The organism is Streptococcus parasanguinis (assembly GCF_047465465.1).
Classification (GTDB): Bacteria; Bacillota; Bacilli; order Lactobacillales; family Streptococcaceae; genus Streptococcus; species Streptococcus parasanguinis_AI.
The window spans coordinates 488,085-503,938 of the sequence record NZ_JASGZU010000001.1 but is presented as its reverse complement, the minus strand read 5'-3'; the positions used below and the strand labels follow the sequence as shown (position 1 = coordinate 503,938).

Below are 15,854 nucleotides of genomic sequence, written 5' to 3'. Positions count from 1 at the left end.
TTTCTCCTATTTTTTCAATTCAGTGGATATCGTCCGAAATGTTGCAAACATTCTAGTTCTTCGGGTGTGACTTCTTTCATGATTTCATTTGGATATCCCCAACAGCTAAAACCTATTTGCATAGCCTTGGAGATATCATTGGGCGAGATAATCTGTAGTCGAGTAGGAAATACTTCCTCTGCGACTAATAGTTTGCAAGGTATTCCTTGATAAATGACGAGACTGCCCATAATCACTCCCGATTGTCAATGCTTGATAAAATTTCAACCTGCTCTTGTAGAAAAGTATCTTCCGGATAGCGTTCTAAAATCTGATCAAAAATCTGGCTGCGTACAATGTAGTCAGAGTACATGTGCAACTTCATTTCATAATCCTCAAGAATCTTCTCTGTCCGCTTGATATTGTCATAAACCGCCTGACGACTGACCCCAAACTCTTCAGCAATCTCAGCCAAGCTATAGTCATCTGCGTAATAGAGCTCGATATAGTTCATTTGCTTGTCTGTCAAGAGCGCTGCGTAAAACTCAAAGAGCGCATTCATTCGGTTGGTTTTCTCAATTTCCATACCTTTCATTATATCAAAAAAGCCCGCCAAAGACTAGCGGGACTTCATGCTTTTTGCCTGTGTTTTTAGGAGTAGACACTATTTTTTATCTAAGCAAAGAATTAGATTTTCAGAGCCAACATATTGACCGTCATACCCGCTGCAGTTCCCATTAAGAAGATGGTATCTCCTTCTTTGACAAGGCCACGTTCCAGGGCGTAAGCTAGGCCAAAAGGTATAGCTACTGAAACCATGTTTCCGTAATCGCTGACAATGTTAAGATACTTATGGTCTGGTACCCCTAATTTTTCCATGACCAAAGGAAGGGCACGACTAGCTTGGTGAGGAATGATATAGTCTACATCAGCAAGCGATAGGCCGACCTTGTCTTGAAATTCTTGGAACATGTCAGGAATAACACGCGCAGATAGAAGCAAAATCTTCTTCCCCTTCATGTCAAACATGAAGTCGGTTTTGGTTGATTCAGAGTACAATTTCGGATGATACGCTGTCAAACCACCACGAATTTCGGTGTCATGGGCTCCCTCAGACCAGGTACGTTGCATACTGGCAATGATTCCTTTATCTTCCTTTGTTGCTTCAAAAATAAAGGCTGCAGCTCCATCGCTAAACAGTTCAAAACTTTCTTTTTGTTTAGGATTCAGCCCTAGGCTTCCTACTTCACTTGATACAATCAGAACCCTTTGGTATTCACCACCTTCAATCAGATAAGAAATGGTGCTTAAAGCAGATACAAAACTGGTACAAGTGGTGTTGATATCCATAGCAGGAATCGTCAGTCCCTTGGCCACGCGCTCATGGATCAGAGCTGCTGTACAAGGAATGGGCTGAACGCCAACCGCACTAGCCGAAACCAGGCAGTCGATGTCTGCCATTTCAAGCCCCGCATGGTTTAAAGCCGCTTCAATCGCACGCGCTGCAAGATCAATCTGTGTTTCTTCTCCTTCTTTCACGCGGTAACGAGTCTGGTCTTTGAAAGTTACGGTATGAGCTGGAAGCGCTGTTCCATAGCCTTTAATTTGCAAATGTCTTTTTACAGTAGTCATAGGACTCTCCTTTTATTGAAGTCGTTGAACACGTTTTAATTTACGTGTGGGGTCCCATTGGTAATCGATAAATTGAATACTTGGGAGAATGAATTGTTTTTGCTGAGCTAAGAGTTCAAATTGAGCAAAGATTGCTTGCTCTATAGACTCTGTCCGGTAACTCAAGGCAATGGTAATGGATCCATCTGCCAACTGAGTCACTTGATAGTCCTGAATATTTTCGACAAAGAGAATGCACCGTCGAATAAAATCCGGATAGATCATTTGGCTACTGCCATCGTCTTTTTTGAAATAGAAGATATCATCTGATCGTCCTTCGATCTTTGCGATTCGAGTAAAGACGGAACCGCAAGGGCAAGGAGACTTTTCTTCCACCAAAATATCATTGAGGCGGTAGCGATAGATGGGTTGACTGGTTCGTTTGAAATCCGTAATAATCGGATAAAAGCGGCTATCATCTAGATACTCTTTTTCGACATACAAAATATCTTCGTTGAGATGTAGATTGCCTTCTGAACAGGTACAAGCTAAAAATCCTTCTGTCGCTTGGTAGACCTGATCAAGCTTGTCTAGTTGAAAAGCTTTGGCTATGATCTGAGCATCTCGATCTTCTAGGATCTCTGCGACAGAAACGACCTTGACGGGTTGAATCGCAAGTTGCTGATTGCTGACATAGTTGGCTAACTCAATCAAGGTTGAAGCTGGTGCAACCACAATGGTTGGTTGATAGTCTTTGAGACGCTCTAAATGCTCCTTGCTATCCTTGAAAATATCAAAATATTCCAAGCGAATCAGGCCTGAATTAATGGTTTGATAGAGTTCATTGTCCGCTCGTAAGAAAAAGGCAATGCGATGACCAAAGAGTTTTCCTTTCGGTAGCATCTTGGCTAGAATCGCTGCAGCCCACATACTTCTTTCTTTTTCTGTGGTGACAAAAACTCCTCGGTGGCCGGAGGTTCCAGAAGACAAGCCTACTGCTACTTCTCCATTCATCTCAGTAAAATCTCGCGTCTGTTCTCCGCGAATCGCCATCTCTAAAGCCTGATCTCGATCCACTCCCAGGGTATTGAGTTCGTTGAAATGTGTCATCATGAAGGTTTTATCCATGGTTCCAAAGGATTCGGGAGAATGGGTTTGAAAATAGGGGGATTGAGAAGTGATAAATGCATGGTAGCGTGCCAATTGCTTTTTTTGGTACCTTTCTAAGGCTTCCCTTGAACGGAATCGATGGCACCATCTGGTTTCAATAAAGGTTTTCAGAAAGACTATTTTTTTCATTTAAAATCCTTTCAATCCGATCTTGCGGGTCGTGGCTGACCACAACTTGAATGCCATCTTGCAAGAGTGTTTCCAGCAAATCAGCTCCTTTTAAATAAGCCTTCTTATCATCCTGAACCAAGGAAGGAATGAGACGCATTTGCCGTGTGAAAGGCAAGAGGTCTACTCCCCAAGAAAGATCTGCTCCGATGAAGAGTTTGAGCTCATCCAGATAAAGACAACCTTGCCCTCTCGCATGTCCATCAATAGACGATACAAGAATGCTCCCATCACCAAAAAGATCCGCAGTCGGGCGATAGGGGAAAGCAGGATGCCTTTGATCTGCTTTGAGACAAGTCACCCGATCTTTGAAATCAGCTGGCAAAAACTCTTTAAAAATCAGATCTTTAAATTTCGGTTTTTGGTACACCTCATAGACTTCCCGGGTAACAAAGAAATGAGCATTTGGAAAAAGTGCTGCTCCGCCGAGATGGTCAGGGTGCAGATGCGAAAGAATCACATAAGTAATTTCTGCTGGATCAATCCCACGCTCTTGCAATAAATAATCGATCTGGTCTTCTTTTTTCATCTGCATTGGGGTGGCTAGACGGTACCAGAAATACCGTGCTTTTTTCTTAATCTCGAAGTGATAGCCGGTATCATACAAAATATAGCCTTTTTCACGATGATGAATCAAAAAGACACCTGCTGGAAATTGCATTTTTTCATTTGGAATTCCTTTAAATAAGAGACCAGAATGACTGCTACAATAGCCTGCTGGAAAATAATCAATGCGCTTGATCATGTTGGACATAGTTGTCAATCCCTTCTTCAATAGTCATTTTTGGATAGTAGCCAAGTTCGGTTTGGGCCTTTTGAATATCGAGGGTTTGGCTATATCGAAGGAGATAATAGGTATAGCGAGTCAATGGAGGTTCAGTTTTCAGATGGAATAATCGATACACTCCTTCAAGGCTATAGGCCGCACCTGCTACAAGACCTGCCGGAATTTTCCGATAGCGAATCGGCTCTCCCAATCCCTTTAGTGTGGTTTCGATCAAATACTTAAAGGTCTTTGGTTCCCCATTTGTAATATTATAAACCTGCCCGTGTGCTTCTTTTGCTTCCAGAGCCAAGCGAATGGCTAGGGCAACATTTTCCACACAGGTCATATCCATGAGCTGCTCTCCTCCTCGAATCAAAGGAATTCCAATTTTTCGACTGAGGCGTAAGACACGAGGCAAAATACTGGTATCTCCCACACCAAATAATCCTCTAGGACGCAAGATGATACTTGGCACATCCGGATAGTCAGAAAAAAGTTTTTCAGACGCCAATTTGCTTCGGATATAATTGTTGAGGTGATTTTCTTTTGGAGCATCGCTTTCCTTGATGTTAAATTGATCTTTTCCAGCTGCGTAAATACTGGGAGAAGATACGTAAACCAAGCGTTTTACCGCATATTCACTACACAAGTCAAGGACATTTTGAGTGCCAACTACATTCGCCTGATAGAAGGCCTTCCAAGGTCCCCAAGCGGAAGATAAAGCTCCTGCATGAACCACAGCATCAACAGACTGAAAGGCTTGTCTTAATTCCTCAATAGAGGTCAAATCCCCTTTGATAAATTGGACGCACTCACCTTCCAGAGCCTTCCCAATTTTTTCATTTCGGCCAAAGGCTACAATGGAATAGTTGTGTTCCAACAACTCATCAATCACATATTTTCCAAGGAAGCCAGTCGCACCTGTTACAAGAATTTTCATAGTTTCCCATCCGTTCCACGTCTTAATAATCGTTGAATCTCAAACTCCAAGGTATCCAACGGCTTGTAGGTTTTTGAAAGTTTGTTTAGTCTCTCTAACTTTTCCCAAGATTCTTTTTCTAATAGGGCATTGAAACCTGCTTGAATCTCTTCGGTGCGATTGCGATGTGCTTGAAAAGCAATTCCTGCTTCTACTCCTCGAATCGCATAGTCAAATTGGTCATAATCATGTGGCAAGATCAAGGCTGGTTTTTTAAATTCGATACACTGATAAAAGATTCCAGCTCCTCCATGGTGAATGACATAGTCCATCTGCGGAATATATTCTTTGTAGGGTAGATAAGAGACAACCGTCACATTTGGCGCTACTTCTTCTTCAGAGAATTCCTTTGCCCCATCTCCAAGAGTGACAAAAAAGTGACATTCTGGATGCTCTTTGGCCAACTGCTTGGTTTGTTCTAGCAAATTCTCCTTCGCCCAAGGCAACTGGGTTCCACATGTCACGAGGACCTTCGTCTTGTCCTCGTAAGGACTGAGATCTAAAGGATAATCTTCAGCTTTTTCAAGAGAAGTTCCCAAAGGGCCAAGCCACGCATATTGATGAGGGAAGTGTGTCTTCAACTCTAGCTCCATCATCCCAATTCCAAAGATGGCATAAGGAGAGTAGATGGTCTCCACTCCATTTTGATTGTACAACTTGAAATTGTATCGTTTTAAGCGTTTGCGTAAGAGGAAAGCCCCACAGTATTTTCCAATGCGCGTGAGTTTACGGCATAGTGCTTGGATCTTCTCTTCCTTCTTCGTACGCGCGACTCCCATCCCTCCGAAGAAGCAAGGAGGACCATAAGGAGTTTCGATTGCAAATTGTGTTGCCATGGTGGTAATCCAAGGAATTTCTAACTCTTCTGCCACAAAGCCTGCTGATAGAGTGATAAAGTCAGCAATGACAATATCTGGACGGTTGACACGCCACTCCTCTAGCAATTGATCCGATACATGATTAATCAAATCAAGACTCCTAGACAATTGCCGATAAGCTGAAAAGAGATTGTGTTTTTTATCGTTATTAGCCACACGTTCAAATTCTTCTACTTTGTCCTCTAGAATCGGAACGACCGTGAAGCCGAGACTTTCTGCGACGGCTTTTTTCTGAGGACCCGTGAAAACTCGGATTTCCATAGTTGGATCATCTAATAAGGGTTTAACGAGATTTAAAGTTGGGTACAGATGCCCACTCAAGGGAACAGCTACCACATCGATTTTAATTTTTTTCATTTTTTCCTGCCTTATATCTTTTTTAGATCTAAAACTAGCTTCTATCTATTAATTCGTAAAAAAAAACAAAAATTGAAGAAAAAATAAAATTTTTTTTAAAAATTTTTAAAAATTTTCAATGTTGCCTTTACTATCACTATTTAGAAAGAATGATTTCAACCTAAAAAAGCTCCCAAATGCCAAAGAGAGTGAGCCTCTCACACATTTGAAGAGTTTTCTATTTTTACGATTTGCGAGCTTAGTTATTTTCTAAATAAAATTCGAACCGCTCGCCGACATACTGACTTTTTACATACTCAAAAGCCGTCCCATCTTCAAAATAGGAAACCTGTGTCAGACCTAAAATAGCCTGCCCTTTTGAAATCTGTAAGTACTCCGCAATCTTATCCTTGGCCAATCGCGCATAGATGGTCTGGTGCGACTTTCCAATCTTATAGCCATGACGCTCCAAGGTTTGGAAGAAATGGCTGGTAACCTCTTCACGATTGAAATTCTTAATAAATTTCTCTGGAATAGAGGCCACTTCATAAACAACAGGGATCCCATCGGCATACCGGACCCGCTCCATCCGAATGATGGTTTCTGTCTTATCAATGCCCAATTTGTCCACTTCTTGGAGGCTAGGAATGGTTTTACGGTAAGAAATCACTTGGCTAGAAGGTTCCTTGCCTTGCGATTTCATAATTTCTGTAAAACTGGTTGTGCCTCGCATTTTTTCTTGGACGCGCGTGCTAGTGATAAATGTGCCACTTCCTACTCGTCTTTCAAGCACTCCTTCTTCAACCAGAAGGGTAATGGCCTGACGAAGCGTCATCCGACTCACTTGAAATTTCTCAGCTAGATCGCGTTCGCTGGGAAGGCGCTCCCCGATTTTCCATATTTTTTGATCAATCTCAGACTTAATCTGATCATGGATTTGAATGTAAGCTGGAATCATAACCTTGCTCTTTCTCTGTGTTATCTCTATTGTAGCGTAAAATTCCTAATTCTTCAATCAGAGATTGGTAAAGACATGGCTTTTGTGTTAGAATAGAGGAAAGTAAATTTCTTTAAGAAGGGGATAAGATGACAAACCTATCAACTGATTTGCATGATGTTGAAAAAATCATCGTGCTTGACTACGGTAGCCAATACAATCAGCTTATTTCACGTCGGATTCGTGAAATTGGAGTCTTCTCAGAGTTGAAGAGCCATAAGATTTCTGCTGATGAAGTTCGTGCAATCAATCCAGTTGGGATCGTTCTTTCAGGCGGACCAAACTCTGTATACGAGGAAGGTTCTTTTGATATCGATCCTGAGATTTTTGAACTCGGTATTCCAATCCTTGGAATCTGTTACGGGATGCAATTGTTGACCCATAAATTGGGTGGGAAGGTCGTTCCTGCAGGTGATGCTGGTAACCGCGAATATGGTCAATCCGAACTGACTTTGACAGAATCTTCTGCTCTTTTTGCCGGCACACCAGACAAACAATTGGTCTTGATGAGCCACGGGGATGCTGTTACAGAAATTCCGGCTGACTTTATCCGCACTGGTACTTCTGCTGACTGTCCATTTGCATCCATTGAAAATCCAGACAAGAAAATTTACGGAATCCAATTCCACCCTGAGGTTCGTCACTCTGTTCACGGTTATGATATCTTGCGTAACTTTGCCTTGAACATCTGTGGGGCTAAAGGTGACTGGACCATGGACAACTTCATTGATATGCAGATCAAAAAAATCCGTGAAACCGTCGGAGACAAACGTGTCCTTCTTGGTCTTTCAGGTGGTGTTGACTCTTCTGTTGTTGGGGTTCTCCTTCAAAAAGCTATCGGCGATCAATTGATCTGTATCTTTGTAGACCACGGTCTTCTTCGTAAAGGAGAAGCTGACCAAGTGATGGATATGCTTGGTGGTAAGTTTGGTTTGAACATCGTCAAAGCAGACGCTGCAAAACGTTTCCTTGATAAGTTAGCTGGTGTGTCTGATCCTGAGAAAAAACGGAAGATCATTGGTAATGAGTTTGTATATGTCTTTGATGACGAAGCAAGTAAACTCAAAGATGTGAAATTCCTAGCACAAGGAACTCTCTATACAGACGTAATCGAGTCAGGTACGGATACTGCTCAAACCATCAAGTCTCACCACAACGTTGGTGGACTTCCAGAGGATATGCAGTTCGAACTGATCGAACCACTGAATACTCTTTATAAAGATGAAGTTCGTGCGCTTGGTACTGAACTTGGTATGCCCGACCACATCGTTTGGCGCCAACCATTCCCAGGACCAGGTCTTGCTATCCGTGTCATGGGTGAAATCACTGAAGAAAAACTTGAAACAGTCCGTGAATCTGACGCTATCCTCCGTGAAGAAATCGCTAAAGCAGGTCTTGACCGCGATATTTGGCAATACTTCACGGTTAACACAGGCGTTCGTTCAGTAGGTGTTATGGGTGACGGCCGTACCTACGACTACACTATCGCCATTCGTGCTATCACTTCTATCGATGGAATGACAGCTGACTTTGCGAAGATTCCATGGGAAGTCCTCCAAAAAATCTCAGTCCGTATCGTAAACGAAGTTGACCACGTCAACCGCATCGTCTACGATATCACAAGTAAACCACCTGCAACTGTTGAGTGGGAATGAAAAAAAAGGTCCGGGGGACCTTTTTTTCACGAGCTAAGAAATAGAAAAGCGAATCTAAGGTCCAGTGGACCTTTTTTTATGAGCTTAACATAAAATTTCTAATTGAGTATAAAAATAGGAAACGACACACAAAAAGCACTCTGACTTATTGTCTGCAGTGCTTTCGTGCTATTTTTAGCCAACTAAACCACTAAAGAATTTAACAATTGCATTCCAGATGGCTCCGAAGAAGCCAGCAATGGCATTCCACGCATTTGTGAAGAAGTTTCCACTGTCTTTTAGAATAGCATTTGTATCAAAATTGAGATTGATATTATTAAAGGTATCGCCTGCCTTGTCTACGATACTATCTTTCAGATCCGACAAGGTCTTCGTAAAGCTTTTGCTACTGATGACGCTACTCTTTGAAAGATTCACTGCGAAATTCACGATCAAATTGATCTGGTTACCTGTCACAGTTGTATCCAGCTTATAATTTTTCAGTGTTTCTTCGACGATCTTTCGAATATCATCCTTGCTTAAATCCTGATTGTTCTGTTTGGCATTGGCTACTGCTGTTTTAATGTCGGTCAATGCTACGTTTAACTTATCCGCATCGAAGTTTTTCTTTCCCGCGTTCTCTTCATTGATCCCTGATAGAGTCTTTAACTCTTCTTGGGCCAGATCTTTGCTTTCTTGAGAAACTTTGGCACCATTTTTTTCAAGCGAGTAATAGATCCCAGCTAAGGCACTTTCTCCGGTCACTTGGATAGGGGAAGCTACTGTAATTTGAGCATGCTCCAATCCAAGTGTAACGGCTGCATTACGATACATATCTGCAGTGACCTTGGTGATGTTTTGAGGCGTTACGATATTCACTTCTAGAGCCTTATTCTTACCTAATTTTTGAATTTTAACGGAGGAATAGAGTTCTAGACTATCATCGTTAGCAACGTTCATAATCGAAGAGTAAACCTCTGGTGTCATGGTCTTCCACTCTTCTTTGTCTTTTGAACTATCGTAGTTCAAGAGACTCAAGGTTTGCTCAATTTGACTTTGGTCCAGCGAATAGCCCAAAACATAGTCTGGTTTGACATAAGTTTCATCAATGACTTTCTGGACATTAGTATCTGCAGAAACACGTGGGACAGCTGTAAACAAAGCCAAAGTCGTCGTTACAAACAATGCAATCTTTTTTAATTTCATCTTTTTCTTCTTTCTAATTCAAATTACCTCTGGGTATCTCATATTACCTTTCTTACCTCACTAGAGATGAAAAAAGAAGTAAATAAAGAGTTTACCCACTTCGATTTTCATTATACAGTTGATTTCTTAAAACTAGCTTACAGTTTTTTTAAGAATGCATGACATTTTTATTTTCCCTAAAAACCGGAGGCAGAACTGATCAGCTTAAAAAAGAGCCAATTGGCTCTCTGGAAAATGATTAAAACCATGAAAATAACTTCATAATTGTCATATTAGTTTCTACTAAACGAGAATAATAAATGTTCCCCCCATTAATGTAGAGTTCCATCCCATTTAATAGGGAAATAGGGTGAAGATAAAGATAGGTTTCTCCGGTTACATTGCCAAGGCTTGGCGCTACTACATCCCGCGAATAAGCTCGGGCCAACTCTAGGGAATTGGTTCCACCGTGTTTAGCTACATAATCAATGTAGTCCTTCCCGAAATTATAGGCTTGAACGGCTGTCCAGCTATCAACCCCTTTTTTCTTGGCTTCTTTCAACTCATCTGAAAGAGTCTGAATACCTTGGCGAATGCTGGCCTTATTATCACTAATGGTATTGGTCTCACCACTTGCACTCTCGCTAGCCTGCATGACATCGTCCTCTCGACCTTTGGTCTCTGTATAGATCATAGCCAGAATGAGGTTTTCATTGGCTGTGGTATCCTCCTCAGCAAGGACTTCTCTAACCAAAGAGCGATACTGCATGACTTGTTTAACATCATGGTGGATCTGGATCCCCTTGTAGATTCCAAATATAAGTAAGATGAATAAGAAGATCTTCACTATGCGTTTAATCATTATTTACTCTGTATATCCTCAATGTTTTTGATCAGAATAGAATAGGTCCCGTTCTCGTTTAGAATAAATTCAACAGATTCTGCATCTTCATAGACATTATTCGGAACGATCAGTTCAATTCCATTTGACAATGACAATTTCTGATTTTCGAACTTCTTCAACTGACGACTTGCATCAATTTCTTCAAAAGTGACAGGTTCAGGTACCGCTTCTTTAACTTGGTCAATAAAACTGAGGCGGGCTGTCAGGTTATCATCAAAGAGATCATCTGCTAATTTCTCTGGAGAGAGTTTATTTTCTTCCTCGATATGATTGAAAATAGCTGATTTAACCTTTGATTGAAATTGAAAATCATCTGTATTAAAGCTTTCCGCAATCTTCTGGGCTGTTTTTTCTAGAGCCTTGATCGATTTTTTAGGAGAAATCTTGGGTTGCGCCTGCAAGAGATTCTCAGAAAAATAATTCAAGAAGGTCCCGTTATACTTGATCCGTTTTTCAATCAAGTGGTATTTGTGGCTTTGAAGATTAATGACCAAGGCTTCATCAGCACCAGTCCCAAAACCAGGTAGATTGTTTTGCGTCAGCTTAATCGGATTGTCCACTTCACCGCCAAGATGGGTCAAGGTTTCTCGTAAAGCGATTCGAAGAAAGGCAAAATGCTCCACTCCTTCTTTCGAGAATTGGACGAATACCAAATCGTTGGTCTTTTGATTCTCAGAGACGACAAATTCTTCCTTCCAGCGATTCGCTACTGCGACAGATGTTTCTAACAGATCATCTGAAATCATCTCAAGAAAAGGATTGTCCTCTTCGAAAATACCGGTCCTGGCTTCATCGGAATAAACTCGCTCAATCTTCTTGCGCAAGTATTCCTCAATTTTAGGCGTGATATTGAGGAATTTATCTGCCAGATAGAGATCGGTATCATCTGGGCTAAATTGATGAATGATGGCTTTCTTTACGTAAATATCCATAAGATGATTTAGTCCTCGTAAAGTGGGAAGGCATCTGTCAAGGCTTTAACTTGAGCACGCACCTCTTCTAATACTGCTTCTTTATCTGCATTCTTCAGCGCTTTGATCATGAGTTCAGCAACGGTGCGACTTTCTTTTTCACCAAAACCGCGAGCAGTGATGGCTGCTGCACCAATCCGAATCCCACTGGTCTTAAATGGAGACAAGGTTTCATAAGGAATAGAGTTCTTGTTGAGGGTAATGTTGACCTCGTCCAGTAAGTTTTGCGCCACTTTCCCATTTTCAACGACTTTAGTCACATCGACAAGGAAAAGGTGGTTCTCAGTTCCGCCTGAAATGACACGGAAATCAGGATCTTGCAAGAAGACATCAGCCATAGCCTGACTGTTCTTAATCACGTTAGCTGCATACTCTTTAAAGGCAGGATCCAACGCTTCTTTGAAAGCAACGGCTTTAGCTGCAACGACATGCTCTAGTGGTCCTCCTTGAATACCAGGGAAGATAGCAGAATTAATTTTCTTAGCTAACTCCTCGTCATTGGTCAAGATCAAGCCACCACGAGGACCACGAAGGGTCTTGTGAGTGGTTGTTGTCGTGATATGGGCATAAGGAACTGGACTTGGGTGAAGACCTGCTGCAACTAGACCAGCAATATGGGCCATATCAACCATGAGCTTAGCTCCTACTGCATCTGCAATTTCACGGAATTTTGAGAAATCAATAATGTGAGAGTATGCTGAGGCACCAGCAACAATAAGTTTTGGTTTGACTTCTTGGGCTTGTTTTAAGATGGCGTCAAAATCCAAGAGTTCTGTTTCCGGATCTACACTATAGGACACAAAGTTATAAGTTTGACCAGAGAAGCTCACAGAAGCTCCGTGCGTCAAATGCCCACCGGCAGCTAGATCCATCCCCATGACAGTGTCACCAGGTTCAATCAAGGCCATATAGGCAGCACAGTTGGCCTGACTACCTGAGTGGGGTTGAACATTGGCAAACTTAGCCCCAAAAATTTCCTTAGCGCGTTCGATGGCCATGCTTTCGACGATGTCTACAACATCAGTCCCACCGTAGTAACGGCGACCTGGATAACCTTCTGCATATTTATTGGTCAGAATAGACCCTTGCGCTGCCATAACCGCCTTAGAGACGACATTTTCAGAAGCAATCAACTCGATATTGTTTTGTTGGCGTTCCTCTTCTTTAGCGATCGCATTCCATAGGTCTGCATCATAGGCTTTGTAATCTTCTTTATCAAAAATCATCCGTCTACTCCTTATTAAAAATTTTTTTATATACATTATGACAGAGGAAGGTCATCTTCCTCAAAGATAAGCTCGGGCACTTGTGCAAGCAAATTAGCTTTCGTAATCGAACCTTGTCGTAAAATCCTGGCCTTGGTCCCAGAAATATCTAGGATAGTCGAATCTTGCCCAGTAAGGAAAGCATCGTCCTCAAAGCCAGGAATTACCTGATCGAATTCTTTTACAATAGCTTTATACTTTGTTCCGCTAGCATGTCCAGATAGATTTGCAGAAGGACCAACTAAAGGACCATATTTACGAATTAATTCCAAGGTCTTTGGATGGGCTGGCATCCGAAAGCCAACCGTAGACATCCCTGAATGAATCCAGTCAGGCACCTTTTCATTTGCTTGAAGAATAATAGTTAAAGGCCCAGGTAAAAATGAATCAATCAGTTTTGTTAAATAGCTAGGTTGATTTTTCGAATAAATTCGAACACCTTCTTCATTTGCTACATTCAAGTTCAGGGCTTTCTCTCTAGGTCTACGTTTTAATTCGTAAATATAATCAACTGCCTCTTGATCCAAAGCTTTAGCGAAAATGCCATAGACTGTTTCAGTTGGCAGAATAACCGCACGTCCTGCTTCTAATTCTTTCTCAATGTGATCCATTGTCTACTACTACCATTCTATCTTGTCCAAATTGGTCTTTCAAAACTCGAACTTGTTTGTTGGAAAATGCCTCTTGAAAAAGCTCTTTTACCTTGCTTCCTTGCTTATAGCCAATTTCTAGATAGATCTTTCCTTCTGGTGTTAAAACACTTGGTGCTTGCTGAGCAATTTTTTCGTAGATGGCATAGCCATCACGGTCTGCAAAGAGAGCTAAGTGAGGTTCAGAGGCTAATACATTAGCTCCAACTTCTTCTACATCGTCCTGTGAGATATAGGGTGGATTGGAAACAATCAAGTCGTAAGGACCTTTTAGATGATCCAGAACATCAGAATACTTAAAATTAAGGATTACTTCTAACTGCTGGGCATTTTCTTGAGCAAGCTCCAAAGCCTCCTCTGACACATCACTAGCTTGAATCTGCCAGTTAGGTCTAGCAAGGGCTATGCTAATGGCAATGGCACCACTTCCTGTTCCAACATCCAGAACTCGTAAGGATTCCCCATCGTTTTCCTCAAGTATGAGAGCGACCAACTCCTCAGTCTCTGGGCGTGGAATCAGCACGCGCTCATCAACTGTAAAAACATGGCCACAAAATTCTGCACTCCCAATAATATATTGGGCAGGGATGTGATGTTTCAACTGCTCAAAGATGGATCGAAGCAAGTCCTGATCCTCTACTTCCACTTCTTTTTGCAAGGCAAGGACAAAGTCTGTAAAGGTCCAGTTTTTTAAAGCACGATATGCGAAGGAGAGGCTTTCTGCTTCCTCTCCAACTGCTATTAATGCTTCTTCATACTGGGCTAATAATGATCCCAACAACATTATTTATTCAACTCTTCTAGTTTTTGTGTTTGATCATACAAGACCAAAGCATCGACCACTTCATCTAATTTACCAGATAAGATAGTATCCAGTTTTTGAAGGGTCAAGCCAATCCGGTGATCAGTCACACGGTTTTGAGGGAAGTTATAAGTCCGGATCCGCTCTGAACGGTCACCAGTACCGATAGTTGACTTCCGCTCTGCGTCTTGCTCGTCTTGGGCAATCTGAGCGAAGTGGTCAGCCACACGCGCACGAATGATCTTCATGGCTTTTTCACGGTTCTTTTGTTGCGTCCGTTCTTCCTGCATCTCTACCTTGATATTGGTTGGCAAGTGGACGATACGAACGGCTGTTGCAACCTTGTTGACGTTTTGTCCACCCGCACCAGATGCGTGGTAGATGTCAATCCGAAGGTCTTTTGGATCAATGTCGTACTCAACTTCTTCGATTTCTGGCATGACCAGAACGGTTGCTGTAGAGGTATGGACACGACCTTGGCTTTCTGTCACAGGAACCCGTTGCACCCGGTGGGCGCCTGATTCGTACTTAAGTTTTGAATAGACAGATTGACCAGATACCATGGCTACGACTTCTTTGATCCCACCAACGCCATTGTAAGAGGCTTCCATGACCTCAAAGCGCCAGCCTTGGCTTTCCGCATATTTTTGGTACATCTGCAAGAGGTCGCCAGCAAACAACTGTGCTTCGTCTCCTCCTGCTGCCCCACGGATTTCCAAGATAATGTTCTTGTCATCGTTTGGATCTTTTGGAAGAAGTAAGATCTTCAGTTTTTCTTCGTACTCTTCTTTTTCAGCCTTGGCATCTTTCAGCTCTTGCTTGGCCATTTCTTCCAAATCTGCATCGCCGCCTGCTTCCTTGATCATTTCTTCAGCATCGACGATATTTTGAAGCACTTGCTTGTACTCTCGGTAGGCTGTCACCGTGTCGCGAGTGGAAGCCTCTTCTTTTGAAAGCTCCATAAAGCGTTTGGTATCAGAGACCACATCTGGGTCACTCAATAATTCCCCTAACTCTTCATAACGGTCTTCTACAGCTTGTAGTTGATCATAGATATTCATGTTTGCTCCTTAATTCTAGGTTGTTAGATCATAGATTGCTACAATTTCGTCTTCTATGACTTGGCCAGTTTCTTTAAATCCATAATGGAGATAGCAAGATCTCGCTTGATTATTTTCCGGTTCATAAGATAACCAAAGACTTGTTGCTTTTCCAGCTGGCTCTGTTCGAACAAAGTCAATGACTGCATCCATAGTCGGTTTAAAATAGCCTAAACCTTGAAATCGTTTATCGATCATAAAACGAAATAACAAGTAGTTCCCCTTACTGATCCCAATTTTCCGGTCATAGGCAATCATAACAAAACCAACTAATACTTCCTTATCATAAACTGCTAAGGGAGCTATAAAATCACCATTTTTATCATATACATAGGCTTCAGCTAAACTAATGGAATTGGATGCAATAAAATTCCTTTGGTTTGGATGAACTTCTAGATTTAAAACGTCAAAATAATTCTCTATTGTAATATCTTTTAAACAAATAGACATTATTATCCT

Annotated in this window: 17 protein-coding genes; 1 reads left to right on the top strand and 16 read right to left on the bottom strand. The window is 41.8% G+C overall.

The window, feature by feature from the left end; genetic code table 11:
- Positions 1-14 precede the first annotated feature (14 nt).
- The 8 genes from QM351_RS02615 to QM351_RS02580 all read right to left on the bottom strand — a co-directional run bounded on the left by QM351_RS02615 (position 15) and on the right by QM351_RS02580 (position 6,845).
- Positions 15-230: a hypothetical protein gene (locus QM351_RS02615; protein ID WP_037615282.1), complete on the bottom strand. Its 216-nt coding sequence runs from the start codon at positions 228-230 to the stop codon at positions 15-17.
- A gap of 2 nt (positions 231-232) precedes the next feature.
- Positions 233-565, bottom strand: coding sequence for a putative DNA-binding protein (locus tag QM351_RS02610; RefSeq protein ID WP_003001435.1), 333 nt, complete (start codon positions 563-565; stop codon positions 233-235).
- A gap of 101 nt (positions 566-666) precedes the next feature.
- Positions 667-1,611 (bottom strand): 3-oxoacyl-[acyl-carrier-protein] synthase III C-terminal domain-containing protein, encoded by a 945-nt coding sequence (locus QM351_RS02605; RefSeq protein WP_414326435.1) that lies wholly within the window; start codon positions 1,609-1,611, stop codon positions 667-669.
- Positions 1,612-1,623: 12 nt separating this feature from the next.
- Positions 1,624-2,889, bottom strand: coding sequence for a F390 synthetase-related protein (locus QM351_RS02600; protein ID WP_414326434.1), 1,266 nt, complete (start codon positions 2,887-2,889; stop codon positions 1,624-1,626).
- Complete coding sequence (locus tag QM351_RS02595) at positions 2,855-3,682, bottom strand: MBL fold metallo-hydrolase (protein WP_023918122.1); 828 nt, start codon at positions 3,680-3,682, stop codon at positions 2,855-2,857. The genes QM351_RS02600 and QM351_RS02595 overlap by 35 nt, the downstream gene beginning before the upstream one ends.
- On the bottom strand, positions 3,657-4,634 hold the full coding sequence (locus QM351_RS02590) for an NAD-dependent epimerase/dehydratase family protein (protein ID WP_227223631.1): 978 nt from the start codon (positions 4,632-4,634) through the stop codon (positions 3,657-3,659). Before QM351_RS02590 ends, QM351_RS02595 begins: the two co-directional genes overlap by 26 nt.
- A complete protein-coding gene (locus QM351_RS02585; protein WP_414326431.1) occupies positions 4,631-5,908 on the bottom strand; it encodes a glycosyltransferase in 1,278 nt (425 codons plus the stop codon). Before QM351_RS02585 ends, QM351_RS02590 begins: the two co-directional genes overlap by 4 nt.
- 238 nt (positions 5,909-6,146) lie before the next feature.
- Positions 6,147-6,845, bottom strand: coding sequence for a GntR family transcriptional regulator (locus QM351_RS02580; RefSeq protein WP_003007291.1), 699 nt, complete (start codon positions 6,843-6,845; stop codon positions 6,147-6,149).
- A gap of 128 nt (positions 6,846-6,973) precedes the next feature.
- Between QM351_RS02580 and guaA the strand changes: the two genes are divergently transcribed.
- Positions 6,974-8,539 carry a glutamine-hydrolyzing GMP synthase gene (gene guaA, locus QM351_RS02575; protein WP_003012033.1) on the top strand — a complete coding sequence of 522 codons (1,566 nt, stop codon included), beginning with the start codon at positions 6,974-6,976 and terminating at the stop codon, positions 8,537-8,539.
- 174 nt (positions 8,540-8,713) lie between these two features.
- Here guaA and QM351_RS02570 read toward each other — a convergent pair whose 3' ends face one another.
- The 8 genes from QM351_RS02570 to QM351_RS02535 form a co-directional block, all read right to left on the bottom strand.
- Complete coding sequence (locus QM351_RS02570; RefSeq protein ID WP_414326429.1) at positions 8,714-9,724, bottom strand: DUF1002 domain-containing protein; 1,011 nt, start codon at positions 9,722-9,724, stop codon at positions 8,714-8,716.
- Between the two features lie 238 nt (positions 9,725-9,962).
- Positions 9,963-10,565 carry a lysozyme family protein gene (locus tag QM351_RS02565; protein ID WP_003007284.1) on the bottom strand — a complete coding sequence of 201 codons (603 nt, stop codon included), beginning with the start codon at positions 10,563-10,565 and terminating at the stop codon, positions 9,963-9,965.
- On the bottom strand, positions 10,565-11,539 hold the full coding sequence (locus tag QM351_RS02560; RefSeq protein WP_414326428.1) for a nucleoid-associated protein: 975 nt from the start codon (positions 11,537-11,539) through the stop codon (positions 10,565-10,567). The genes QM351_RS02565 and QM351_RS02560 overlap by 1 nt, the downstream gene beginning before the upstream one ends.
- 8 nt (positions 11,540-11,547) lie before the next feature.
- A complete protein-coding gene (glyA, locus tag QM351_RS02555; protein WP_414326427.1) occupies positions 11,548-12,804 on the bottom strand; it encodes a serine hydroxymethyltransferase in 1,257 nt (418 codons plus the stop codon).
- Between the two features lie 35 nt (positions 12,805-12,839).
- The gene (locus QM351_RS02550) at positions 12,840-13,454 is read right to left on the bottom strand and encodes an L-threonylcarbamoyladenylate synthase (protein WP_414326426.1); all 615 of its coding nucleotides are present in this window, start codon (positions 13,452-13,454) and stop codon (positions 12,840-12,842) included.
- Positions 13,441-14,277, bottom strand: coding sequence for a peptide chain release factor N(5)-glutamine methyltransferase (gene prmC / locus QM351_RS02545; protein ID WP_414326425.1), 837 nt, complete (start codon positions 14,275-14,277; stop codon positions 13,441-13,443). The genes QM351_RS02550 and prmC overlap by 14 nt, the downstream gene beginning before the upstream one ends.
- Positions 14,277-15,356 (bottom strand): peptide chain release factor 1, encoded by a 1,080-nt coding sequence (gene prfA / locus QM351_RS02540; RefSeq protein WP_003007273.1) that lies wholly within the window; start codon positions 15,354-15,356, stop codon positions 14,277-14,279. The genes prmC and prfA overlap by 1 nt, the downstream gene beginning before the upstream one ends.
- Positions 15,357-15,371: 15 nt before the next feature.
- Positions 15,372-15,845, bottom strand: coding sequence for a GNAT family N-acetyltransferase (locus tag QM351_RS02535; RefSeq protein ID WP_254728124.1), 474 nt, complete (start codon positions 15,843-15,845; stop codon positions 15,372-15,374).
- Positions 15,846-15,854 lie beyond the last annotated feature (9 nt).

Coding starts and splice junctions, on each gene's coding strand:
- QM351_RS02565 (WP_003007284.1), bottom strand. CDS start 10,565: ATGATTAAACGCATAGTGAAGATCTTCTTATTCATCTTACTTATATTT.
- guaA (WP_003012033.1), top strand. CDS start 6,974: ATGACAAACCTATCAACTGATTTGCATGATGTTGAAAAAATCATCGTG.
- QM351_RS02610 (WP_003001435.1), bottom strand. CDS start 565: ATGGAAATTGAGAAAACCAACCGAATGAATGCGCTCTTTGAGTTTTAC.
- QM351_RS02600 (WP_414326434.1), bottom strand. CDS start 2,889: ATGAAAAAAATAGTCTTTCTGAAAACCTTTATTGAAACCAGATGGTGC.
- QM351_RS02590 (WP_227223631.1), bottom strand. CDS start 4,634: ATGAAAATTCTTGTAACAGGTGCGACTGGCTTCCTTGGAAAATATGTG.
- QM351_RS02535 (WP_254728124.1), bottom strand. CDS start 15,845: ATGTCTATTTGTTTAAAAGATATTACAATAGAGAATTATTTTGACGTT.
- QM351_RS02560 (WP_414326428.1), bottom strand. CDS start 11,539: ATGGATATTTACGTAAAGAAAGCCATCATTCATCAATTTAGCCCAGAT.
- QM351_RS02585 (WP_414326431.1), bottom strand. CDS start 5,908: ATGAAAAAAATTAAAATCGATGTGGTAGCTGTTCCCTTGAGTGGGCAT.
- QM351_RS02595 (WP_023918122.1), bottom strand. CDS start 3,682: ATGTCCAACATGATCAAGCGCATTGATTATTTTCCAGCAGGCTATTGT.
- glyA (WP_414326427.1), bottom strand. CDS start 12,804: ATGATTTTTGATAAAGAAGATTACAAAGCCTATGATGCAGACCTATGG.
- QM351_RS02615 (WP_037615282.1), bottom strand. CDS start 230: ATGGGCAGTCTCGTCATTTATCAAGGAATACCTTGCAAACTATTAGTC.
- QM351_RS02570 (WP_414326429.1), bottom strand. CDS start 9,724: ATGAAATTAAAAAAGATTGCATTGTTTGTAACGACGACTTTGGCTTTG.
- prmC (WP_414326425.1), bottom strand. CDS start 14,277: ATGTTGTTGGGATCATTATTAGCCCAGTATGAAGAAGCATTAATAGCA.
- QM351_RS02550 (WP_414326426.1), bottom strand. CDS start 13,454: ATGGATCACATTGAGAAAGAATTAGAAGCAGGACGTGCGGTTATTCTG.
- prfA (WP_003007273.1), bottom strand. CDS start 15,356: ATGAATATCTATGATCAACTACAAGCTGTAGAAGACCGTTATGAAGAG.
- QM351_RS02605 (WP_414326435.1), bottom strand. CDS start 1,611: ATGACTACTGTAAAAAGACATTTGCAAATTAAAGGCTATGGAACAGCG.
- QM351_RS02580 (WP_003007291.1), bottom strand. CDS start 6,845: ATGATTCCAGCTTACATTCAAATCCATGATCAGATTAAGTCTGAGATT.